General features: G+C 65.7%; 24 protein-coding genes and 1 tRNA gene. 11 read left to right on the plus strand and 14 right to left on the minus strand.

Features of this window, described 5'->3' with window-relative positions; genetic code table 11:
* Positions 1–87: 87 nt before the first annotated feature.
* A complete protein-coding gene (locus RHOSA_RS0108065) occupies positions 88–852 on the minus strand; it encodes an SDR family oxidoreductase (RefSeq protein WP_027288269.1) in 765 nt (254 codons plus the stop codon).
* A 59-nt stretch (positions 853–911) separates the two neighbouring features.
* On the minus strand, positions 912–2,186 hold the full coding sequence (locus RHOSA_RS0108070; RefSeq protein ID WP_037255920.1) for a flavin monoamine oxidase family protein: 1,275 nt from the start codon (positions 2,184–2,186) through the stop codon (positions 912–914).
* A 151-nt stretch (positions 2,187–2,337) separates the two neighbouring features.
* Here RHOSA_RS0108070 and RHOSA_RS0108075 point away from each other — a divergent pair, with 151 nt between their 5' ends.
* Positions 2,338–2,820 carry a hypothetical protein gene (locus RHOSA_RS0108075; protein ID WP_156092616.1) on the plus strand — a complete coding sequence of 161 codons (483 nt, stop codon included), beginning with the start codon at positions 2,338–2,340 and terminating at the stop codon, positions 2,818–2,820.
* Here RHOSA_RS0108075 and queG read toward each other — a convergent pair.
* Entirely contained in the window at positions 2,814–3,974 is a 1,161-nt protein-coding gene (queG, locus tag RHOSA_RS0108080) for a tRNA epoxyqueuosine(34) reductase QueG (RefSeq protein ID WP_242468763.1), read from the minus strand. The genes RHOSA_RS0108075 and queG overlap by 7 nt on opposite strands.
* A gap of 158 nt (positions 3,975–4,132) precedes the next feature.
* Between queG and RHOSA_RS0108085 the strand changes: the two genes are divergently transcribed.
* The 4 genes from RHOSA_RS0108085 to RHOSA_RS0108100 all read left to right on the plus strand — a co-directional run bounded on the left by RHOSA_RS0108085 (position 4,133) and on the right by RHOSA_RS0108100 (position 9,980).
* Entirely contained in the window at positions 4,133–5,989 is a 1,857-nt protein-coding gene (locus RHOSA_RS0108085) for a sensor histidine kinase (protein WP_169816616.1), read from the plus strand.
* Between the two features lie 213 nt (positions 5,990–6,202).
* Positions 6,203–7,186: an ABC transporter substrate-binding protein gene (locus RHOSA_RS0108090; RefSeq protein ID WP_037255923.1), complete on the plus strand. Its 984-nt coding sequence runs from the start codon at positions 6,203–6,205 to the stop codon at positions 7,184–7,186.
* A 23-nt stretch (positions 7,187–7,209) separates the two neighbouring features.
* A complete protein-coding gene (locus tag RHOSA_RS0108095) occupies positions 7,210–8,913 on the plus strand; it encodes an ABC transporter permease (protein ID WP_027288275.1) in 1,704 nt (567 codons plus the stop codon).
* Positions 8,901–9,980: an ABC transporter ATP-binding protein gene (locus RHOSA_RS0108100; protein WP_027288276.1), complete on the plus strand. Its 1,080-nt coding sequence runs from the start codon at positions 8,901–8,903 to the stop codon at positions 9,978–9,980. The genes RHOSA_RS0108095 and RHOSA_RS0108100 overlap by 13 nt, the downstream gene beginning before the upstream one ends.
* A gap of 28 nt (positions 9,981–10,008) precedes the next feature.
* Here RHOSA_RS0108100 and RHOSA_RS21280 read toward each other — a convergent pair whose 3' ends face one another.
* Positions 10,009–10,839 carry a Crp/Fnr family transcriptional regulator gene (locus RHOSA_RS21280; protein ID WP_051431943.1) on the minus strand — a complete coding sequence of 277 codons (831 nt, stop codon included), beginning with the start codon at positions 10,837–10,839 and terminating at the stop codon, positions 10,009–10,011.
* A gap of 148 nt (positions 10,840–10,987) precedes the next feature.
* Between RHOSA_RS21280 and RHOSA_RS0108110 the strand changes: the two genes are divergently transcribed.
* Positions 10,988–11,272 (plus strand): hypothetical protein, encoded by a 285-nt coding sequence (locus RHOSA_RS0108110; protein WP_027288277.1) that lies wholly within the window; start codon positions 10,988–10,990, stop codon positions 11,270–11,272.
* 20 nt (positions 11,273–11,292) lie between these two features.
* On the opposite strand, the gene queF is transcribed toward RHOSA_RS0108110, so the two are convergent.
* The 5 genes from queF to RHOSA_RS21290 form a co-directional block, all read right to left on the minus strand.
* On the minus strand, positions 11,293–11,757 hold the full coding sequence (gene queF / locus RHOSA_RS0108115) for a preQ(1) synthase (RefSeq protein ID WP_027288278.1): 465 nt from the start codon (positions 11,755–11,757) through the stop codon (positions 11,293–11,295).
* Positions 11,758–11,783: 26 nt separating this feature from the next.
* Positions 11,784–12,917, minus strand: a complete 1,134-nt coding sequence (gene tgt / locus RHOSA_RS0108120; protein WP_027288279.1) for a tRNA guanosine(34) transglycosylase Tgt — start codon at positions 12,915–12,917, stop codon at positions 11,784–11,786.
* Entirely contained in the window at positions 12,914–13,972 is a 1,059-nt protein-coding gene (gene queA, locus RHOSA_RS0108125) for a tRNA preQ1(34) S-adenosylmethionine ribosyltransferase-isomerase QueA (RefSeq protein WP_027288280.1), read from the minus strand. Before queA ends, tgt begins: the two co-directional genes overlap by 4 nt.
* A gap of 76 nt (positions 13,973–14,048) precedes the next feature.
* Positions 14,049–14,681 (minus strand): hypothetical protein, encoded by a 633-nt coding sequence (locus RHOSA_RS24115; protein ID WP_051431944.1) that lies wholly within the window; start codon positions 14,679–14,681, stop codon positions 14,049–14,051.
* A gap of 306 nt (positions 14,682–14,987) precedes the next feature.
* A complete protein-coding gene (locus RHOSA_RS21290; protein WP_037255928.1) occupies positions 14,988–15,419 on the minus strand; it encodes a helix-turn-helix domain-containing protein in 432 nt (143 codons plus the stop codon).
* Between the two features lie 286 nt (positions 15,420–15,705).
* Here RHOSA_RS21290 and RHOSA_RS0108140 point away from each other — a divergent pair, with 286 nt between their 5' ends.
* The gene (locus RHOSA_RS0108140; RefSeq protein ID WP_037255930.1) at positions 15,706–16,110 is read left to right on the plus strand and encodes a DUF423 domain-containing protein; all 405 of its coding nucleotides are present in this window, start codon (positions 15,706–15,708) and stop codon (positions 16,108–16,110) included.
* Positions 16,111–16,143: 33 nt separating this feature from the next.
* Here the strand turns inward: RHOSA_RS0108140 and RHOSA_RS0108145 are convergent, their stop codons facing one another.
* Together RHOSA_RS0108145 and RHOSA_RS0108150 are read right to left on the minus strand one after the other, a co-directional pair.
* The gene (locus RHOSA_RS0108145; RefSeq protein WP_037255933.1) at positions 16,144–16,614 is read right to left on the minus strand and encodes a DUF302 domain-containing protein; all 471 of its coding nucleotides are present in this window, start codon (positions 16,612–16,614) and stop codon (positions 16,144–16,146) included.
* A gap of 138 nt (positions 16,615–16,752) precedes the next feature.
* Complete coding sequence (locus tag RHOSA_RS0108150; RefSeq protein WP_027288283.1) at positions 16,753–17,091, minus strand: ArsR/SmtB family transcription factor; 339 nt, start codon at positions 17,089–17,091, stop codon at positions 16,753–16,755.
* A gap of 142 nt (positions 17,092–17,233) precedes the next feature.
* Between RHOSA_RS0108150 and RHOSA_RS0108155 the strand changes: the two genes are divergently transcribed.
* A complete protein-coding gene (locus RHOSA_RS0108155; RefSeq protein WP_027288284.1) occupies positions 17,234–17,464 on the plus strand; it encodes a sulfurtransferase TusA family protein in 231 nt (76 codons plus the stop codon).
* A 41-nt stretch (positions 17,465–17,505) separates the two neighbouring features.
* Here RHOSA_RS0108155 and RHOSA_RS0108160 read toward each other — a convergent pair whose 3' ends face one another.
* On the minus strand, positions 17,506–18,696 hold the full coding sequence (locus RHOSA_RS0108160; RefSeq protein ID WP_027288285.1) for an aminotransferase class V-fold PLP-dependent enzyme: 1,191 nt from the start codon (positions 18,694–18,696) through the stop codon (positions 17,506–17,508).
* 222 nt (positions 18,697–18,918) lie between these two features.
* On the opposite strand from RHOSA_RS0108160, the gene RHOSA_RS21295 reads away from it, so the two are divergent.
* The gene (locus tag RHOSA_RS21295; RefSeq protein ID WP_051431945.1) at positions 18,919–19,305 is read left to right on the plus strand and encodes an ankyrin repeat domain-containing protein; all 387 of its coding nucleotides are present in this window, start codon (positions 18,919–18,921) and stop codon (positions 19,303–19,305) included.
* Positions 19,306–19,318: 13 nt separating this feature from the next.
* Here RHOSA_RS21295 and RHOSA_RS21300 read toward each other — a convergent pair whose 3' ends face one another.
* Both RHOSA_RS21300 and RHOSA_RS0108175 read right to left on the minus strand, forming a co-directional pair.
* Positions 19,319–19,963: a lysozyme family protein gene (locus RHOSA_RS21300; protein WP_051431946.1), complete on the minus strand. Its 645-nt coding sequence runs from the start codon at positions 19,961–19,963 to the stop codon at positions 19,319–19,321.
* Between the two features lie 419 nt (positions 19,964–20,382).
* On the minus strand, positions 20,383–21,261 hold the full coding sequence (locus RHOSA_RS0108175) for an N-formylglutamate amidohydrolase (protein WP_027288286.1): 879 nt from the start codon (positions 21,259–21,261) through the stop codon (positions 20,383–20,385).
* A 304-nt stretch (positions 21,262–21,565) separates the two neighbouring features.
* Here RHOSA_RS0108175 and RHOSA_RS0108180 point away from each other — a divergent pair, with 304 nt between their 5' ends.
* A complete protein-coding gene (locus tag RHOSA_RS0108180) occupies positions 21,566–21,943 on the plus strand; it encodes a response regulator (protein WP_027288287.1) in 378 nt (125 codons plus the stop codon).
* A gap of 170 nt (positions 21,944–22,113) precedes the next feature.
* Positions 22,114–22,188: transfer RNA gene (locus RHOSA_RS0108185), tRNA-Val, on the plus strand.
* Positions 22,189–22,255 lie beyond the last annotated feature (67 nt).

Raw genomic sequence — 22,255 nt, forward strand, 5'->3', positions numbered from 1 at the left:
TAAATTTGGCAGGCAACCAACTGGCTTGCGCTCTACGCCGCAAATGTGTGTCCGCAGAGCGTGGATGCCAGGATTGCCTCCACGGCTTCAGGCGTAGATCATCTTGCGCGTCATGCCGCCGTCGACCGTGAACTCCTGGCCGGTGACGAAGCCGGCGTCCGGTCCGGCCAGCCAGACGGCGAGGGCGGCGATATCCTCCGGCCGGCCGACCCGTCCGACCGGATGCTGCGCGTGGTCCTCGGTGGTGAGGTCCTCCGGCGTCCGTGCGTCTGTCGGGCTGCCCCAGCGGCTGACGTCGATCCAACCGGGCGAGACCGCGTTGACCCGCACGTCTGGGCCCAGCGAGATGGCCAAAGCGTGGGTCAGGGCGACCAGCCCGCCCTTGGACGCGCTGTAGGCCTCGGTGTGTGCTTCCGACATCGCCGCGCGGGTGGAGGCGATGTTGACGATCGCCCCACCGCGCCGCCGCAGCAACGGTGCGGCCAGGCGGGCGGCCAGGAAGGCGCCGGTCAGATTGACTGCGATCACTCGGTTCCAGTCCGCGAGTGTCAACTCTTCCGGAGGCGCTGACACCATGATGCCGGCGACGTTGACCAGGGCGTTCAGGCCGGTCGGCGTGGTCTCTGCGATGCGATCGAACGCGCGGGTAAGTTGTTCGGCGTCGCCGACGTCTGCAGTGATCGCGGTCACTGTGCCAAAGGCCCGTAGGTCTTTTTCCGCCGCCGCCAGCGCCGCGTCGTTGGCGTCAAGCAGGATCACCGACCAGCCGTCGTGCAGCAGCCGCAGGGCGATGGCCTTGCCGATCCCTTGGGCTCCTCCGGTGATCGCGGCAACGCGGGCGTCCTCGTTCATGCGTAGCTGGCCCCTTGGTTCTGTGCGCTCATGTGCATATGGATACGAAGGGGAGGGCTTCAGGCGCCGTTTGCGCGGCTCAGGGACGCGGCTGCTTGTCGGGCCGCTTCGGTGCCGCTGGCATAAGCGCCGCGCACCGTTCCGAACGCGCTCAGCGAGCAGGCTTCGCCGGCCAGCCAGATCCGATCTTCCACCGGCTGCAGCAGGCGCTCCCGCGCGTCTGCCCGGCCTGGTCGGCAGACGGTGTAGCTACCGCGGATCCAAGGATCGCGGCCCCAGGCGGTGGTTGCGCTGGAGACGAGATGCCGGCGGACGTCCGACCCGAACATTGCGACCAGCTGGTCGACGGCGAAAGCCGTCATCTCAGCTGGGTCCGTTTGTTCCAGCTCGCGCGCCAACGGGCCGCCGGTATAGGCGACCGCCATATCGCGTCCGAACGGCCGAATCTGGAAGTTGCACCCCCGTGGAGCGTCCGGCTGATGGGCGACCAAGGCGTGGTCCAACCCGAAGACGTCGCGGTCGAAGGCCAATGCTACCTTGTTGGCGGCGCCCAGCGGCACGCCGTCGAGCGTGTCCAGAAGATCGCCCGGCAAGGCCGGGTCGACACGCAGGTCGCCTGACAGCAACACGTTGGTTGAGGGGGTCAGGATTGCGGTGCGGGCCTGCAGGATGCCGCGGTCCGTCTCCAGACGCAGGTCGGCCCCGGTGCGGTCAAGGCGGCGGACCGGTGTGGCGGTTGCGACCGGCAGTTCGGCGGCCCAGGCCGCGATCAGCGCGCCAAAACCAGCCTCGACGGGCCAGTTGTCATCGGTTTCCTTGTAGCGATGGTCGTCCACGGCGCTGGTTGCGGCCGGATCCTCGCCGGTCATCGCCCGTAGGAATTGGCGATGGATGCCGTCCCAACGGCCCAGATCGGGCATCACCTCGGCCATCGCGACGTCGTGGCCGGAGCGGGCGGCGGCCGCGACGGCGGCCTCGGCCCGCTCGGCCGCGGCCCAGCGTTCGGCGAGTTCCGTGTTGTCCGCCCAGCGGTTGCCCAGCCAGATGCGCGTCGTGCAGTCGCTTTTGCGGTATCGGAAGCCGAGCGAGTCGGCAATTTCCGTGAAGGGATTCTCGCGCGCCTGATGCAGCCAGTGGCAGCCGCGATCCCAGGGCAACGGCGCTTTGCCATCGCCGGCGTTCAAGGCGTCGGTGAAGGCGCGTCCGCCGGTTCGTGTCTGCGCTTCCAGCACCGCGACGGATAAGCCACGTGCACGTGCGGTTTTGGCCGCGGCCAGGCCGGCGACGCCGGCACCAACGATGGCAAGGTCCACTTCTGAGGGCAGGTCGGACACCAAGGACGTCTACCGGGATAGCATGAATGGGGTGGTCAGGCGCCGCGGTTCGGGGGAGCCGTATCTCCGCCCTCCCGTCCGACGGTCTACCCGTGCTAGACCATTGGCGTGGCGGAGGCCACTGCTTCCTACTCCCTGGAGACTGACGGTCGTGCGATATCTTCTAACCGCTGCCCCGCTGATCCTCGCGCTCGCCGGCTGTGCGCCGCAGCCGTTCGATGCGTCCAGCCCCTGGCAGCCGCTGCGGGATAAGGGAGAAGGGCGCGCGTATCGTGGGGGCATGATGGCGTCCACGCCCGCCAACATGTTCGACGAGTTCGATGCCGAGTCCCAAGCCAACCAAGGGCAGGACCCCAGTGGTCCACAAACCCGCTTGCCCGATCCGAGCAGTGGCGAGAACCCCTGGGCGACGATACCGCAGAACCCGGTAGTTACGGTCTGCTACGGGTCGGTCTTCAACGGCAGGGAGCAAGTGCGTGAAGCCGCCAAGCGCCTGTGTCCGGAAGGGGCGCGGCTGGAGTTGCTGCAGACAAGTACCCTGCAAAGCGACTGTCCGCTGCTGCAGCCGAGCCGCGCGGCCTTCCGCTGTTGGACCGACGATCCGGCGACGGTGGGCGCCGCGGGCTCTCAGTAAGCCGGTAGTTCCGCTGTCCACTCCGCGCGAACGTCCGGATCCGTCTCCAGCGCCAGACGTCGACCGGCTTCATGCCTCAGATCGTCTGGGTCGCTTAACCGGGCGAACGCCCAGACGGCGGCGCCGCGCACGAGCTCGGACTCGTCGTCCAGCAGGCCCCGCGCGGTTTCTTTCAGCTCATCGAGCCCGCTATTGCCGATCGCGATCAGGACGTTGCGGACGAAGCGCGCGCGCCCCGTCCGTTTGATCGGGCTGGCGGTAAAGACCTGTCGGAAGCTGGCATCGTCAAGGTCGGCGAGGTCGCGCAGGCGCGGAGCGGTCAGTTCCAGACGTCCCCAGAAGGCGTCTTCATCGGTGCGTTGGGCGAACTTGTTCCAGGGACAGATCGCCAGACAGTCGTCGCAGCCGTAGATCCGGTTGCCGATCAGCGGGCGCAGCTCGCGCGGGATCGGTCCCTTGTGCTCGATCGTCAGGTAGGAGATGCAGCGCCGGGCATCGAGTTGATAGGGCGCGGGGAAGGCGTTCGTCGGGCAAACGTCCAGGCACGCCCGACAGCTGCCGCAGTGGTCGGCTTCCGGCGCGTCCGGTTCGAGGGCGAGCGTGGTGAATACTTCGCCCAGGAACAGCCAGTTGCCCCAGGTGCGCGAGAGCAGGTTGGTGTGCTTGCCCTGCCAGCCAAGCCCGGCGGCGGCTGCCAGCGGCTTTTCCATCACCGGTGCTGTGTCGACAAACACTTTCACAGCGCCCTCCAGCTCCTCATGCATCCAGCGTGCGAGCCGTTTCAGGCGTTTCTTAACCAGGTCGTGATAATCCCGGTTTCGGGCGTAGATGCTGATCGCGCCGCGTTCCGGATGATCGAGGACTGCCAGCGGGTCGTGTGTCGGACCATAGTTCTGAGCCAGCACAACCACGGAACGGGCTTCTGGCCAGAGACTTTGCGGATGGCCGCGCCGGTCGGCCGTGTCGGCCAGCCAGCCCATGTCGCCGTGGTGGCCGAGGTCAACGTACGCCTGCAGATTGGCCCGCGCAGTGCCGTCCAGGCTTGCGGGGGCGAAGCCGACGGCATCGAAGCCGATCTCCAGCGCTTTCGCGCGGATCGCCGATTTCGCGTCGTGCGGTGGCTGTTGGGCGGCTGCGGTCATCGCTCTCAGCATGGCCGATATCCCGGGGAGACGCCTAGGGCAAGATCGCGGGCAGAACCTCTGCTGCCCATGAGCTTGCTCCACCGTTTGAAGTTAGGATGAAGAAGGGGATGGAGGTGAGTCGTAAAAGCGCCTGGACGGGCGGAGGCTTGTGGGTCAGAGCCAGGTGCATGCTTCGTCGCACGAGCTATCGGGTCCGACTGGCGAGTGCGTTTGCCTTGCTCGGGCTGATCGCGCCGCTTGGTCTTGGCGCGCTCGTGGGGGACCGGGTTTCGCGCGATTTGCGGGAACATGCGGGCGGCGACATCGCGACGATGGCCCGGCAACTGGCACATAACCTGGACTATGAGTTGGCCCATCTGGATGCCCGCACCCAAATCCTGGCCGAGAGTTTGCACCTGCATGACGCGTTCGATCCGGCGACGATTCGCAGGGCGTTGAGCAAATTCCAGAGGCTGACATCGGAGATCGTTTGGGTCGGCTATGCCCAACCGGATGGCACCGTGGTAGCCGCCACGGACGGTTTGTTGGAAGGCCGTTCAATCCGCGAGCGCCCGGTTTTCCAGGAAGCTAGGCGGTCAGCGTATCTGGGCGGACTGCATCCGGCGAAGCTACTGGAACGCCATTTGGGAGACCCGGGTCGGCAGGAGCCGTTGCGGTTGATCGATGTCGGCGTGCCGGTGCGGGACCCAAAGACGGGTCATCTGCACGGCGTTATCGCCGTCCACATCAGTTGGGAATGGGCGCGCGAGGTCCGCCAACGCCTGCTGAGCACGACGGAGGCTTCCAGCAAGGTTGCGTTTACCATTCTGAGTCAGGAGGGCGAGGTGCTGTTGAGCCCTGCGCCGCCACCCGTGCTAGGGGAAACAGGCCCGCGGATCGGCAACGTTGTGCGAGAGGTGGCCGCCGCCCCCGGCGAGCAGCCCTGGCATCTCGTCGATTCCAATGCCCGGGAGGACATCGTCGCCAGCCTTCAGACGAGTCAGGCGGGTCTGGGGTGGCACGTGCTGGCCTGGCAGCCGGCGGATCATGCGTTCGCGCGTGCGCGGCAGGCCTGGCGCACCGCTCTCGCTTTCGCGTCCGGGGCCGCGGTGCTGTCCGGCTTGCTCGGCTGGTATCTGGGGTATCGGATGGGCGCGCCAGTTCTGAAGCTTGCCTCGGCGGCCCGCGGTATCCGGGCGGGGCGGCAGACACGCCTGCCATCGATCCAGGGCCCCCGCGAACTCGCTAGTCTCTCGGGCGCGCTCAACGATCTGCTTGCGTCGCTGCGCCGGGAAAGTTCGCTGCAGGTGCGTAATGCCACCCTGCAGCGCGAGCGATCCGCGGCCGAGCGGGCGAGCCGAGCCAAGTCGACCTTTCTGGCCAACATGAACCACGAACTGCGCACGCCGCTGAACGCGGTCATGGGCTTCGCGCAGATGATGCGGCACGACCCGAAGACACCCCTGCCTGATGTTCACGCGGAGCGTGTCGAGCAGATCGAGCTAGCCGGTCAGCACTTGCTGATGGTGATCAGCGACGTTTTGGCGACCGCGCAGGCGGAGGCTGGCGAACTCAAAGTAGCGTCGGAGGAGTTGGATCTGGCGAAGGTGCTCTGTGACAGCCTTGCGCTGGTCGGCCCGGTTGCGCAGGAGGCTGGCGTGACATTGCCGGATGCCTTGCCCGAAACGCCGATGCCGGTGATCGCCGATCCGTTGCGGACCCGGCAGATCCTGGTGAATTTGCTGAGCAACGCGGTGAAATACAATGACCGCGCGGGATCGGTGGGGGTGCAAATACAGCGGGACGGCGACTTGCTGCAGCTGTCGATCATCGACGATGGTCCCGGGGTCGATCCAAAACGCGTTGATGCTCTGTTCGAGCCGTTCAATCGCGGCGATGCGAGGACCGCCGGTAAGGAAGGTATTGGTCTTGGCTTGCCGCTCAGCCGCATGCTTGCGGAGCGGATGGCGGGACGGCTGGAATTGGAGAACGGCCCACAGGGCGGGGCGATTGCTCGGCTCAGCCTGCCGGCCGCCGACAGCTAGCCAGGTGATGCGCCGGTCTCATCGTTTGCCTGGTCGGTTATGGTGGGATGGCGTGTCATAAAACCGTCGCGCGAGCTTAACGTGACCGTCGTTGTCCCGGCGGGTCCCCTGCGTAGGCTTGCGGCCCGCTGCTGGCCCTGTGCGCGCGTCCGTGCTGCTGCGCTGCGGGCCGTTGTGTCCATCCGCTTTAGGCAACCCGCGAGGATTCCCGCCATGCGCTTCCGCCTGTTCGCCACCGTGCTGACCGCCTTCGCCGTCTCGGCGGGCGGGGCGGCTGCCCAGTCGGGCACGCTGACGCTCTACACCTCCCAGCCGAACGAGGACGCCGCCGAGACGGTCGAGGCGTTCAACGCGCAGTATCCCGACGTCGAGGTCGAGGTCTTCCGCTCCGGCACCACCAAGGTGATGGGCAAGCTGATGAGCGAGATCTCCGGCGGCAATCCGCAGCCGGACGTGCTGCTGATCGCCGACGTGGTGAACATGGAGAAGCTGAAGGCTGGTGGCCACCTGATGGCTTATCAGGGCGCCGATCTCTCAGGCTTCGATTCCAAGACCTACGACGCCGACAAGACCTACTTCGGCACCAAGCTGATCACCACCGGCCTGATCTATAATACCGCCGCTCAGCACACGCCGGAGACCTGGGAAGACCTGACCGAGCCGTGGGCCAAGGGCAAGGTAATCATGCCATCGCCGCTCTATTCCGGTGCGGCCGTCAACACGATGGGCATCCTGACCCGCGCCGATGGATTGGGCTGGGACTACTACGAGGCGCTGGCTGAAAACGACGTAGCGGCGGTGCGCGGCAACGGCACCACCCTGAAGCAGGTAGCCAGTGGCCAGAAGGCTTACGGCATGGTGGTCGACTTCCTGGCCTTCAACGCCAAGGCGCAAGGCTCGCCGGTCGACTTCATGGTCCCGGAGCGCGGTCTGACCTGGGTGTCGGAGCCGGTGGCGATCCTGGAGAGTGCCGAGAACAAGGAGGCCGCCCGGGCGTTCGTCGACTTCCTGCTCTCCAAACAGGGGCAGGGGCTTGCCTCCAGCCAGGGCTACATTCCCGCCAAGTCCGGTGTCGAGATGCCGGACTGGCTGCCGGAAGATCGCGAGCTCACGCTGATGGAGAAGGATGCGGGTGCGATCCTGGAGACGATGGAGCAGGACCTGAAGCGCTTCGAGGAGCTGTTCGGCGCATCCTGAGCCCTGATTCCTGCCGTCCCTGAATGACTCTCCATAAGGCCCGGTTGATTGGCGAAGGCCGGCCGTTGCTCTACGCGACGGCCGGCCTCGTCGTGCTGCTGTCGGTCGTGCCGATGCTGCGGCTGCTGGTCGAGGCGGTGTGGCCGAGCGGCGGACTGTCGTTGCAGCCGCTGCGCGAGGTGCTGAGCGATTCCGCGACCTGGCGGGCGACCCGACATAGCCTGGAAGTCGGGATCGCCGGAACGCTGCTTGCCACCGTGATCGGAAGTGCGGCGGCGCTGCTGTTCACCCTGAGCGACATCCGCGCCAAAGGGCCGCTGGTGTTCGCCTTCGTGCTGCCGCTGATGATTCCCCCGCAGATCGCCGCGCTCAGTTGGTTGCAGGTGTTCGGTCCGTCCAGCGTGCTGCTCAAGATTCTGGGATTGGCCCCGCCACTCGGCAGCCCGAATCCGCTCTATTCACGCGCCGGTATCGTGCTGTTGCTGGGCACGCACTTCGCACCGCTCGTATTCCTGTCGCTGCGCGCTGGTCTACGGGCCTTGCCCCGGGATCTCGTTGAAGCGGCACGTGCCTCCGGCGCCCGGGCACCGGCCACGGTGGTGCGGATCGTGCTGCCGGTGATGATGCCGCCTTTGGTTGCCGGCGTGGCTCTGACCTTCGTTTCCTGTATCGGCAATTTCGGCATTCCCGCCCTTTTGGGGATTCCGGCGAACTATCAGGTTCTGACCACCCTGATCTTCCAGCGCTTGGCGACCTTCGGCCCCGACGTGCTGTCGCAGGTGGCGATCCTGTCCGTGCTGATTGGCGTGATCGCGGGGAGTGGGATCGCGGTCCAGGGATGGATGCTCACGCGTAAGGACTACCGTCTGAGCGGTGGCGGTGGTGACGGCCTGCCGTTCGCGCTGGGCCGCTGGCGCGGCTGGATCGAGGCTGCGGCCTGGGGCTATGGACTAGCGGTTCTGGTGATTCCGCTTTTGGCGATGCTGTGTACCGCGCTGGTCGTCGGGTATGGCGTGCCGCTCACTGTCGAGACGGCGACGCTGGACAACTTCCGTTTCATCTTGTTCGACCATGACGCGAGCGCCCGGGCGTTTCGCAACAGCATGAGCTTGTCCGCCGCCGCTGCGCTGATCCTGGTGCCGCTTTGCGTGGTACTCGCGTACTTTCTCGTGCTGAAACGCGACCCGCTTGCACGGGCACTCAATGTCGCCGCCGAGATGCCATACGCGTTGCCAGGGGTGGTCCTGGCGGTGGCGGCGATCTTGATCTTCATCCAGCCGCTGCCGCTTACCGGGGGCACGATCTACAACACCGTCTGGATCATCCTGTTCGCCTACGTCGCGCGCTTCCTGACCCTGGAGTTACGGCCGATTATCGCAGGCTGCCATCAGCTCGACCCGGCATTGGAGGAGGCCGCGCGCATGTGCGGTGCGGGCATCCTGCGCCGGCTGTGGTCGATCGTGCTGCCGCTGCTGGCGCCCGCAGCGACGGCCGGGGCGCTATTGGTATTCATGCAGGCGCTCAACGAGCTGACCGTGTCGGCGCTGCTCTGGTCCTCGGGCGCTGAGACATTGGGCGTTGTGGTTTACAACCTGGAATCCGGCGGTTTCACCACCAAGGCGACGGCGGTGGCGGTATTGGCCGTGGCCGCCACGGTGGCGGTCATGCTGGCCTTGACCCTGCTCGCCGGTCGCCTGCCGAGAGGAACACTGCCATGGCAGAAGTGAAGCTGGAGGGCGTCACCAAGGACTTCGATGGAACGCGCGCGGTCGACGACGCGAACCTGAAGGTCGCCGACGGTGAACTGGTGGCGCTCTTGGGGGCGTCCGGTTGCGGCAAGACCACGCTGTTACGTTTGATTGCCGGGTTCGAGCGGGTCAACGCCGGACGGATCGCGATTGGCGGGCAGCAGGTAGCCGGGCCGGATACGCACACCTCGGTTGAGGACCGCAACGTCGGTATCGTCTTTCAGTCCTATGCCTTGTGGCCGCATATGTCGGTGGCTGAGAACGTGGGCTTCCCGCTCAAGGTCGCCCGCGTGCCCCGATCGGAAGCGCGCCAGCGGATCGAGCGGGCGCTGGACACCGTCGGGTTGGCGGGGGCTGGGGAGCGACAGCCCGGCACGCTGTCCGGTGGCCAGCGCCAGCGGGTCGCGCTCGCGCGCTGTCTGGTGATGGAGCCGGATGTCGTTCTGCTCGACGAGCCGCTTGCCAACCTGGACGTGCACCTGCGCGCTTCGATGCAGGAGACCTTCCATGATTTCCATCGTCGCAGTGGCCAGACGATGGTCTATATCACCCACGATCAGGCGGAGGCGATGGCGCTTGCCGATCGGGTCGCGGTGATGGACGGTGGACGGTTGTTGCAGGTCGCGCGGCCCGATGTGCTGTACCATCGGCCGGCTACGCCCACGGTTGCCGGCTTCATCGGCGCCAGCACCGTCGTCCCGGTGTTCGTTCGCGGCGGCGAGATGCAGGAAACACGTCAGGTCGATCTACTGGGCGTAGCGGTAACGGTGCGTGCGGAGCCGGCGGCGCCCCATGACGGAGCTGCCCAAGTCATGCTCCGGCCGGGGGATCTTGTGATCCACGACGCCCCCAGTGACGACCGCCTGGCTGTTCGGGTAGTCCGGCGCATCTACGCCGGCGGCCATCTGCTGCTGCGTTTGGTGCATGACAGCAGCGGTGCGGCGTTCACCGTTCCAGTGGCGGAGGACAGCCAGTTCGGCGCGGGGGCCACTGCCTGGCTGGAGATTCTGGGGGGCTGGCTGATTCCGCGCGACGACCCGTCGTAATCCCCGGACTGAGCGCCCCGAGGCTGGGCTAGGCTTGGGGCTGGCTGGTCTTGTCCCGGCCGTCCCCGTCGAGGCTGCGTCCCGCGCCGCCAAGCATCTGATCCAGCGCCTCGACCCGGCGACGCAGGGTGTGGGGGGCGTAGTGATTGAGCAGGAAATCCTCGCTGAAACCGGCCAGCGCTTGCAGACGCCCGAGGTCGACAATCACCGCCTTGTCGCGGTTGCTTTCCAGGATGCCCTGATTGGAAAGCTGGCGCAGTGTCCGATTCACATGCACGACGGACAGGCCAAGCGTGTCCGCGATGATCGTCTGGGTCACAGGGATCGTGAAGCGTTTGCCGTTGGTCAGACCGCGAACCCGCAGGCGCGCCCAGAATTCCAGGAACAGGTGTGCGACCCGTTCGGCGGCCGACCGGCGCCCCACGTTGACCAAATGTTCTGCCAGAATTTCATGCTCGCGCGCCGCGGCCCAGCCGAGCGCGACACCTAGACGCGGCGACCGGCTGGTAACCGTGACAACTTCCTCAGGCATGAAAGTTGCAACTTCGAGATCGTTCAAGGTCGCCACGCTGGCTGTGCAAACCGCGGAGACCGGGGCAAATAGTCCAACGATATCGCCTGGCATTAGAAACGAAAGAATCTGCCGACGACCATCCGGTAAGGTTTTATACGAGGCGGCCCAACCATCGAGGATGACGTGGCCGCGTCGGTGCGGCTCGCCTTCGGTTACAATGTCGGTGCCGCGGGGGATCTGCTGATGCGGGCCATCGATTAGACTATCTAAAGCTTCGTTATCATTGTCTTCGAAATCAATAAAGAGGGACAGTTTATTATGAAGTGCCTCGGCCCCCGGCTTCATGGCCGTTCCTCATTTGGTGGTTAATGATCCTTGTGGTCGAAAATGATCACACCTACCGTAGCCGGGCGTCACAGATCGTGCAAAGACTAAAACACACGTATATAGTTTGTATAAGATGATGGTGGCGCATGACCTTCCAGGATGCCGTATGACGGATGACTCATCACAGGGCGATGCAGATGCCAAAGCGGCCCTTTTATTAATTCAGGTCTTGATTTTAACCTTGATCGAGGCGCGCTTGGTCGACGGTGAGGCCTTTCGTCGGATCACCGATGAGGCTTTGACGGCTGATCTTGATCTCGACCCGGCGGTGCTGACGCAGATCGTGCTTCGATTGCACAGCGTTTTACAGGACACTTACGCGATCGCCCCGATTAATACGAGCCTGTTCGAGCCTGACGACAACAGTCGCGACAACGATTCACGGACCTGATGACGATCCCGCCGGTGGCCTCACCCCCGGCCGCGATAGGGTGCGACGCCGGTATCCGGCAGCCAGAGGCCCCCAGGCGGCGTGTCGGTCTGGTAGAAGACGTCGATCGGAATGCCGCCGCGCGGGTACCAATAACCGGCGATGCGCAGCCAGCGGGGCTGGATCGCGGCCTTGATTCGCTTGGCGATCGCGAGTGTACAGTCCTCGTGGAACGCACCGTGGTTGCGGAAGCTTGTCAGGAACAGCTTCAGTGACTTGCTCTCCACGAGCTTCTGGTCTGGCGCGTAGTCGATCACGAGATGCGCGAAATCCGGCTGGCCGGTAACCGGGCAGATCGAGGTGAACTCCGGCGCGGTGAAGCGCACCAGGTACAGTTCGTCCGGATGCGGATCGTCGACCACTTCCAGTTCAGCTTCCTCTGGCGAACGCGGGATCGCCCGATCGTGGCCGAGTGTGCTCAGTCCCTGATAGCGTTCTTCCGTCATGGCTCTTGTCTATTCGGTGTTTCGGCCTAAGCGTCGATAGGCGGGATATCGCCTGCGTGCCAGCCTTCGGCAAGCGCCTGAGCGTGCTCGGTAAGTTCGCCACGTTCGATCGCGCCGCGCAGGCCGGCCATCAGCGCCTGGTAGTAGTGCACATTGTGCCGGCTGAGCAGCATCGGCCCCAGCATCTCCTCCGAGCGGATCAGATGGTGCAGATAAGCTCGGCTGAAGGTTGTGCAGGTGGCGCAATCGCAATTGGGGTCGAGCGGCCGGGTATCCTCCCGGTGTCGGGCGTTCTTCAGGTTGATCGGTCCGCGGGCGGTGAACGCCTGTCCCGTGCGCCCGGAGCGGGTCGGCAGGACGCAGTCGAACATGTCGATCCCGCGCATCACCGCGCCCACGATGTCATCCGGCCGGCCGACGCCCATCAGGTAGCGCGGTTTGTCCGCGGGCAGCTCGGGGCAGGTGACCTCCAGTACGCGGAAGGTCTCCGCTTGGCCCTCGCCGACCGCGAGCCCGCCGACCGCGTAACCCGGCAGATCCATGGCGCTCAGCTCGCGCGCGCTTTCCCGGCGTAGGTCGTCGTAGACGCCGCCCTGGACGATGCCGAACAGGCCGTAGCCTGGGCGTTCGCGGAAAGCGCGCTGGCACCGCTCCGCCCAGCGCAGCGACAGGCGCATCGAGTCCGCGACCTTGTCGTGCGGCCAGCCGGCGGGTGGGCATTCGTCGAGCTGCATGGTGACGTCGGCGTCCAGCAGGTCCTGGATCTCGACCGAGCGTTCGGGGCTCAACGCGTGCGTGCTGCCGTCGATGTGGCTCTTGAAGGTGACGCCGGTCTCGTCGAGCTGGCGCAGTTGGGCCAGCGACATCACCTGGAAGCCGCCGCTGTCGGTCAGGATCGGTCCGTCCCAGGCCATGAAGCGGTGTAGTCCGCCCAGCTTGGCGACCCGCTCCGCGCCCGGACGCAGCATCAGGTGGTAGGTGTTGCCCAGCACCATCTGCGCGCCGGTCTGGGCGACGTCCCAGGGCGCCATCGCCTTCACGGTCGCGGCCGTGCCGACCGGCATGAAGGCGGGCGTCTCGACGGGGCCATGGGCGGTGTGCAGGCGCCCACGCCGGCTCATGCCGTCGGTCGCCAGTTTGTCCCAGCGGAAGTCGGTCATATCGTCGTCTCGTCGATGTCGGGCAGGCGCTGCAGCAGGCTGGCGTCGCCGTAGGAGAAGAAGCGGTAGCCCTGCTGTTTGGCGTGTTCGTAGGCCGACAGCATGCGCCGGCGCCCGGCGAAGGCGCAGGCCAGCATGAACAGGGTCGAGCGGGGCAGGTGGAAGTTGGTGAACAACAGGTCGGTCGCCTTGAAGCGGTAGCCGGGCAGAATGAAGATGTCGCTTTCGTCCCGGAAGGGATGCACGGTGCCGCTGTCGTCCGCCGCCGTCTCCATCAGGCGCAGCGCCGTCGTGCCGATCGCCACCGCCCGGCCGCCGGCCGTGCGCGCCTGGTTGATCGCCTCGGCGGTTGCGGGCGTGATTTCGCCGAACTCCGCGTGCATCGCATGCTGGCGCGGATCGTCGGTCTTGACCGGCAGGAAGGTCCCCGCGCCCACGTGCAGCGTTACGGTGACGCGTTGGACGCCGCGGGCGTCCAGGTTGGCCAATAGTTGGTCGGTGAAGTGCAGGCCGGCGGTTGGGGCGGCAACAGCGCCGGGGGTGTTGGCGAAGACGGTTTGGTAGTCCTGATAGTCCGTGCTGTCTGGCCCGTCGCGCCGGTCGATGTAGGGCGGCAATGGCATGCCGCCAATCTGTTCGAGCATCTGGAGCAGATCGTGCCCACCACGGTCGAACCGCAGCACAACCTCACCGCCTTCCAGCTTGTCGATCACCGCTGCGTTGAGGGTTTCGGCGAAGGTTACGGTGTCGCCGACGCGCAGGCGCTTGCCCGGGCGGGCGAAGGCGTGCCAAGTGTCGTCGCGTTCTGGATCGGGCTTGTGCAGCGTGGCCTCGATCCGCGCCTGGCCGCGGGTGCCCCACAGACGAGTCGGGATCACGCGGGTATCGTTGAACACGGCGACATCGCCCGGCTGCAGCAACTGCGGCAGGTCACGGACGCCGAGGTCCTGGAACCCCTCGCCAACCGCCAGCAGACGCGCGGCGTCGCGCGGCTTGATCGGCCGCTGCGCCACGAAAGACTTGGGCAGATCGAAATCGAAGTCGTCGGTGTGCATGATCTGGCGGAAACGACGGTGATGGCGGGCGCGCGGGGATATAGCACCGCGCGAGGTGATCCGGAAAGGCCAGCGCTCAGGCCCGGGAATCCTGACGCAGGCCGAGTACGAGGCGTTCCTGCATTACCGCACCGACCGCATGAAACGGCCGGTGATCGCTGCCGGCGAAACCAGGCGCGCGCATCAGCAGGGCATCGCCTGCTTGCCCGGTGATCTCCAGGGCGTGATCGAAGCTGCGGGCCGGGCAGATGTAGAAGGGCGCGGCGCCTTGCAGCACCAGGTTCACCACCAGATGCACATAGCGGACATGATCCTTGTGCGGCGAGATCCCGACCGTGGTTGCCGGGTAGCGCTGGACAACTCGATCATTCAGGACGATCGGCGGGCAACTCGGCGTTTCAGGCCGGGCGAGGGCAGCGTTCAGGCGGTCTGCCAGCTCGGCGGCGAGGGTGCCCAGCGGACTAGCGGCCGGGACCTCGTCCGCGATCTCGAAGCATTGCGTGACCGCGCGGTCGCCTTCGCCGACCACCGGACGGGCGGTCCGGAAATCGAGCGCCGTCGCCGCTTGAATAAGCTCATGTCGACCGGATCGGGACAGGGCCGGGACGGCGGCGGCGCCGTCGCGTGCGACGCGATCGAGGGCTGCGGCCAACGCCGTGTCGTCCAGATCCAGCCAGTCTTTATGCGAGCGGAACGATGCGGGAGCCATGCCAGGTAATCTGGCGTTGCGACACGTGGAGGAAAACCGGGATCACCTTGGCGGTGCATGTAATAACTGCAAACAACACAATCCCAGACACAAAACCGGCCGCCAATGCCATTAAGCGGCCGGTCTTCCCTCACCGACGAGGTGTGTCGTTCAAATCGTCAAGAGCGACGGAACGATCGCCGCCGTCTTCGCGGGCTGGACCGCGGTGCCGGGGCATCTGACGCCTCAGGGGCGTCCCATGACGGGCGCTGCATTTGTGCGCGCTGTCCCTGGGAGTTCAGATATCAGAGGGACCGCGGTTCAGGCCTATTCGTCGCTCGACGACTTCGACAGCGAGCGCAGAAGGTCGAACGCCCGGCGGCGCACCTTCTCGTCGTCGATGCTGTAGTACGCGCGCACCAGTTCTAGCGTCTCACGCTCCGCCATCACGTCGTGGGCGGTGCTGTCCTGAGTGGCCTCGTGCGCGCCGATGTTCTGGTTGGCGACGTCGTTGGCCGCCTTGGCGGAAAGGTCGTCGAAGAAATAGCTGACCGGAACGTCAAGGACGCGCGCCAGTTCGTACAGGCGACTGGCGACGATCCGGTTCGCGCCACGCTCGTACTTCTGAACCTGCTGGAACGTGATGCCGACCATCCGGGCCAGCTTTTCTTGACTTAATCCTACAAGAACTCGGCGCTGCCGGAGGCGCTGTCCTACATGTACATCGACCGGGTTCGGTTTCATTGTTGCTTCGCTCATGGCCCAATACTCGTGCTTTGTTGCCGTGTTGCACGGTTACCTGACGGGTCTGCTGCCTGCCAAAGGGGCAACCGCATTTAGGTAAGTGCGGTTTACCTTCCTTTCGCGTGCAAGATCAACAAGTATTCTTGGTAAAATGGTGTACATCCGCTTCCAAAGGTATAGGTTTCAAGGTATCCCGTACAGTGTGTTTGATGTGACAGACTCGCCCGAGGGGTGAAGGGTAAGAAGCCAATGTGAATTAATTAATTGTCGCCGCTCGTCACGATTAGGTAGAACACCCCACATGTGGGAAACGGTTAACAAAACCGCCAGGGCATGGCTGTTATGCGCTGGTGTATACGGATTTTTGTCAGTCGCCATCGGTGCGTTCGCTGCGCATGGGCTGGAAAGCAGTCTGGATGCAATGCGACTCGGATGGATCGAGACGGGCGCGCGTTATCAGGCGTTGCATGCCTTGGCTTTGGTCGGGGTCGCGCTCTTGCAAGGGCTGGCGGGCGCGCGGATCGTCCGGCCGCTTGTCGTTGCCGGCGTAGGGTTCGCGGTTGGGGGCTTGCTGTTTCCCGGCGGTCTATACCTCGCGGCATTGCTTGGCTGGACCTTCCTGATCCCGGTTGTGCCCGTGGGAGGCGGGGCCTTCCTGGTCGGTTGGCTGGCGCTTGCCTGGACAGCCATCGCTTCGAAGCGCTAGCGGACGTTCGCGCGGTTGCGCACGGCGTTGGTGCTACTGCGACTGCGTCGCCGCGTCGGTCAGCTTGTCGAGCGCACGGGTCATTTTGTCGATCAGGGCGTCTTGCCCTGTGATGCCGTGACGTTCGGCAAGGTAGGCCGGATCGTTATAGACCAGCCGCACCGCGCCATCGGCGTCGACGTAGGCCAGCGCTTTCATCGGCAAGTCGAGTGCGACCGTTGGCCCGGCCTGCATCAGGGGCGTGCCGAGTTTCGGGTTGCCGAAGATCAGCAGCTGCGTCGCCGGCAGCTCCAGGCCCACACGCTCGGCGCCGGCGGCGTGGTCGATCCGGGCAAACACGCGGATGCCGTTCTGCTTCAGCACCGATTCCAGCTTGTCCAGCGTGACGCCGACAGGGTGGGGCGACCTCTTCACGATCATGCCGTCCCCCGCGGCGCCCGCGTTGGACGTTGCCGTGCACGCGATGACCAGGAAAAGGGCGGTGGAAAACGCAAACCGGCGCATGGCGGGGCTCCTTCAAATGCGATGACACGATCCCATGGACAGCTTGCGCCTCCACGCGCTGTGGCCGTAGGGCGGCTGCCGTCAATCAGGATCACGATCGCTTGAAGCAGTGGAGGCGTTGGCGGCGCGGATGGCTGGTTATTCGACCGTGGCGTGCGCGCGGGGGCCGGGGGCGTCGCTCATGCCCTCGCAATATAGGCCATAGAGCGAGTCCAGAACGATCTGCACCGCTTCCCCGCACAGGGAATAGTAGATTGTTTGTGCTTCCCGCCGGGTCACGACCAGACCGTCGGCGCGCAGCTTGGCCAAATGCTGCGACAACGCGGACTGACTGATGTCGACCAAGTCGCACAGCTCCCCGACCGAGCGTTCCCCGCGTGACAGGTGGCACAGGATCAGCAACCGACGTTCGTTGCTCATTGCCTTCAACAGGGTGCTGGCCTCACGGGCGGCCTGCTCCATTCCCTCGTAGCGCATGGCTGCAGTATTTTGGCTCACACGTATATGATCAAGTCCACTTGATACTCTATTTCCCGCACCGACGCGATGGCTTTAGCGTCGCGCCGTCTGGAAGCGCGTTCCCGCCACGCGTTCACGACAAGGAGCAAGGTTAGACATCATGAGCGAAGCCCATCACCTGGATGCGCGCGACCTCAAGTGCCCGTTGCCCGTCCTGCGTGCGCGCAAGGCGATGAAGCAGGTTCCGGTGGGCGGTCTGCTTGAGGTGCAGGCGACCGATCCCAGCGCCCCAGCCGATTTCGAAGCGTTTTGCGAGACCACCGGCCATACGCTGGAAGCCTCGCAGGAGGCTGAGGGAATCTATACCTTGCGGATCCGCAAGACCGGCTAAAGCCCTACGGGTAAAGTGAGGCTCCCTGCGGCGGCTGGGCTTTAAGCTGCCGGGGCGGGGGCGAGTTCGGTGATGGCCGCGCACAGCCGGTCCAGTTCGTCCTCCGTGTTGTAGTAATGCACGCTGGCGCGCACGACGGCGTCAAGTTCCCGCTGGTCCATGTCCAGGCGCGTGGAGGCGCGTTCGCTCACCGTGACCTGGATCTGGGCGTCCGCGAGCGCCGTCTTGACGGCTTGCGCTGTCTGTCCTTCGAGCGTGAAGGTGCAGATGCCGCAGGTTTCCCGACCCAGGTCGCGGATCGTTACGCCCGGAATGCGCTCCAGCCGGCGACGCAGCGTGCTGGCAAGCCAGCCGATCCGTCCCTGGATCGCCGGCATTCCCCAGGACAGGGCGTAGTCCACCGCCGTGCCCAGCCCGATCACCGCCGCATAGTTGAACTCGAAGGTCTCGAATTTCCGCGCGCCCGGGCTGGGGGTGTAGGCATCCCGTGCGCTCCAGGTGGCCGAGCGAATGTCGAGGGAAGCTGGCTCCAGCCGGTCGATCCAGTCGGGGTGGATGTAGAGAAAGCCGGTGCCGCGCGGCCCGCGTAGGTATTTGCGTCCCGTGGCCGACAGGAAGTCGCAGCCGATCGCCTGCACGTCGAGGGCGAGCTGTCCAGCCGATTGGCAGGCGTCGAGCAGATAGGGAACGCCTTTCGCCCGCGTGACCGTCCCAACCTCCGCCGCGGGATTGACCAGGCCGCCGTTGGTCGGGACGTGGGTCAGGGCGACCAGCCGTGTCCGGCTATCGATCAGGGAGTCGAGCCGGTCGACGTCGATCTGGCCGAACGAGTCGTCTGGTACGACGACGATCTCGACCCCCTGGTGGCGGGCCAGCTGGAGAAAGGTGATGTAGTTGGAGACATATTCCGCTTGCCCGGTCAGGATCCGGTCCCCCGGCTGCCAGGCGAACGCGCGGACGATGCGTTGCCAGCTGGTGGTCGCGCTGTCGCTCAGCGCGATCTGCTCTGGTGCACAGTTCAGCAACTCGCCGAGCGCGGCATAGGTGCGCGCGATCTGGGTTTCGGCGTGTTGGCAGGCCTCATAGCCACCATGCGCCGCCTCGTCGTGGATGTGGCGGATCTGGGCGTCGACCACGCAGCGTGGCATCAGGGCCGACCCGGCGGCGTTCAAATGGATGCCGTGGTTCACGCCTTCCGTTTCGGCACGGGTGCGCGGGACGTCAATTTCCATAGCGGTGCCTCCCCGGCGATACTTTTGGGCCCGGTTCGCTAGGGCCGGACCTCTTAGCAGTTGCGCGCACGCCCGAGCCGGTATCGTAATCGGGCCGGTTGCCGGGGCTCAAGGCTGCTTGTTGCGGTGTCTGCTTGACCGGCGCGGCGATCGCACGGACAAGGTGGGCCCGTCGCTGGGGGCGGCGCGGCGAACCGAAGACGGCGCGAAGGAGCGCAAAACTTGGCGGCCAAGGACGATTTGCTGCAGGCGGCTGAAACGGGTGACACCGAGGCGGCGTCCGCCGCCCTGGACACCGGTGCGCTCCCGGACGTGGGCGACCGTTATGGCGTCACCGCGCTGCTGCGTGCGGCCGGGCGTGGGGATCAGGCGATGGTCGATCTGCTGCTTGCACGCGGGGCCCAGGTCGACAAGGGCTCCGCCCAGGACAACACGCCGCTGATGCTGGCTGCCGCCCGCGGCCACCGGGAGGTGGTGGCGCGCCTGCTGCGCGCCGGCGCCAACCCGGCGCACCGCAACAAATGGCACTTCACCGCCCGGGATTGGGCGCAGTGGTCGGCCGGGTCGAGCGACGTGGTGGCGATGTTGGACGCGGCGCACGGCCGATAACGGCTGGCCGGCGTTACCCGTCGGACGGCGCGTCCGTGTTCGGGGCGCGCCGCTCGGCGATGCGGGCGGCGGTCGCTGCTTTCTTCTCCGCGCGCCAGTGGCGGAATACCTTGCTGCGGTACGGCCCGGAATACTTGGGCGTGCGCGAGTGATAGACGCCGATCGCCTTGGTCCAGGAATTCTCGCTTGACCGCAGGTCGAGCAGGAAGGCGGCCGCGTAGGCGACGTTGTAGGCCGGGTCGAACGCTTGAGTCAGGGTGTCGAACGCCTCGCCGTGCCAGTGCAGGTTCACCTGCATACAGCCGACGTCGATATTGGTGACGCCGCGCGCCTGGAGCCGGCGTACTTCGGCAATCGCGGCGGCCTTGCTCGGCAGATATCGCCCACGTCCCTCGGCCATCACGGTCCACGGCCAGGCAACTCTTGCCTTGCTGGCGGCGTGCCAGCGCCCCGATTCCACCTTGGCCAAGGCCCCCATCAGGTGCGCCGGCAGGTCCGGGCGCATCGCCTCCGCCGCGTCGGTCGCCGCGGCGCAGAGCGCCCAGGGATCGGCTTCGTCCGCCGTGTCGGCGCGCACCGGACCGATCGCGGCGGTCATCACGAGCGTCGCGATCAGGGCGCCGGCGAGGCGGGGCAGGTAAAGGGACTGGCGTGGCATGCAAAGGCTCCGAAGCGGACGTGCTGCGCTGTGAGGGGATGCACGACTCGTGCCAGCTGGCTTGACGCCATTAACTTGTATCAAGGTGATTCGGCCCTGCGCGAGAATTATTACCTAAAACAGGTTAATTCGGTATGGGGTTGATACCAAAATAGCCCGAAACTGGTCGGTTTTGCCGCAGGCCCGCATTTTTTGTTTGCATCGCAGCATGAACGGTCCCAAATTGTGCAGTGCGGCACGGTGGCCCGTTGGCCATCGGGCCGTAACGCCCTTCATGAGCGTTTACCTCCCCAGACTTGGGCCGTGCGGGCTTCCGCACGGCCCTTTTTTCTGTGTGCTCACTTTTGGGCGACGGGGAGGCGGCGGTTATTCCAACAGGCGCCATCGACCGTGCGGGATCGGGAAACGCGTCAGCCTGGCTATAGCTGGCTGGCGTCGAGCGCACCCACCGTCTCGATCACCTTGCGCAGATCGCGGGCCAGGGTCTTCAGGCCGCTGGCGCGGCGGAGCTGGCGCTCGTCCATGTAAAGCGCGCGGTTGACCTCGATCTGCAGGGCGTGGACGTGCGTTTCCGGCCGGCCGTAGTGGCGGGTGACGAAGCCGCCGGAGTAAGGCGTGTTGTGGGTGACGTGGTAACCTTGGCTCGCCAGGATTTCGTGCACCAACCGGGGGATTTCCGGGTTGCACGCCTGGCCGTGGCAATCCCCCAGGACGAAATCGACCCGGCGATGGCCGGCGTCGCGGTCCATCGGGCCGCCGATCGACGGCATGGAATGACAGTCGATCAGGATCGCCCCGCCGAAACGCGCCTTGGTGTCGTCGAGTAGCTGGCGCAGCGTGGTGTGATAGGGCCAGTAGTAGCTCCGGATGCGCCGCAGCGCCTCGGCGAACGACAACTTGTCCTGATAGATGTCCGCGCCGTTTGCGACCACCCGCGCGATCGTGCCCAGACCCGCGGCCACCCGCGGGCTGCGGGTGTTGGCATAGGCGGGCAGGGGGTCGACGAACATTCGGGGGTCCAGTTCGAACGGTTCCCGGTTGGCGTCGACGTAGGCGCGCGGGAAGTTCGCCCGCAATAGCGGCGCGCCCAGTTCGGGGGCGCTGGCGAAGATCTCGTCGACGAAGCCATCCTCGCTGCGGCGCAGGCTGAGCCGGTCCAGACGCGAGGACTCGACGAACGCCGGCGGATAGTGCCGGCCGCTGTGCGGGGAAGCGAGGACCAGCGGCAGGGTCTGCGTCTCCGGCGCCAGCACCTCGCACGGGCGCTCGATCTCGCAGGGCTCTATTTCCGCTTCCATCGACGTGTGCGTCTCGACCTCTTGGGGATGCCGGGCGCGGCGGCGCGCCCTCGACGGTGTCAGAGTGTTACGGAATCGCGACCCGCCTGTCACCCCAAGCTGGGCTTCGCGGAGCTATGGAGGTGGTGCGGTTGCCATTGGCTCCGGCGTCTGCAAGGCCCTTATGCCGAAGGCGACATGGCGCCCGGCGTGCCATCCGGCAAGCGCGGATGTCGCGGGCGCGGTACGGCGGTGAAGGTATGGTGCCTGGCACCGCGCTGCTGCAGGATGCCAGAGGTGACAAGGACGGATAGGGATTTGGCGGGTGGCGCGGATTCTCTTGGCGGAAGACGATACGGGATTGCGCAACGTGCTGACCGCGGCCCTGCGCAAGGCCGGGCACAAAGTCGATGCGGTCGATTGCGGGCGAAGCGGCCATGCCCGGATACATCTGCAGCGCTACGACCTGCTGCTGGCCGATGTCGTCATGCCCGGCATGGATGGGATTGAACTGGCCCGGCGTGCCGGACGGCGCTGGCCCGGGATTCGGGTGATGTTCATCACCGGCTTCGCCGCCGTCGCGCTCAGCCCACGCAACGACCCGCCGGCGGACGCACGGGTGCTGTCCAAGCCCTTCCATTTGAACGACCTGACCCGTCAGGTCGAAGAGGTCCTCGCTGTCGAGACGACGCCGGGCGCCTGAGGGCTGCCCCGGCCGTTCCAACTCCCCGTGCTGTCCGGCACCGCCCGACGACTCGGGTCGGATTGCGCCGGCGTGACATCACCCCCCTTGCACAGCCCCGCGCACGGTGGTAAGCGAGCGACCGCGATAGCGGCGGGAGTCGGAAGGTGCGCCGCCCGCCATCGCGGGATGGGCGTGTAGCTCAGCGGGAGAGCGCCTCGTTGACATCGAGGAGGTCCCAGGTTCAATCCCTGGCACGCCCACCATTTCGTTTCGGTTCCCTGTGCATTCCTGATTCCTTGCCGTGCGCCGCGTTCGCCGGAGAAGGCTTGC

Origin of the sequence: Rhodovibrio salinarum DSM 9154 (genome assembly GCF_000515255.1) — a bacterium.
GTDB lineage: Bacteria > Pseudomonadota > Alphaproteobacteria > Kiloniellales > Rhodovibrionaceae > Rhodovibrio > Rhodovibrio salinarum.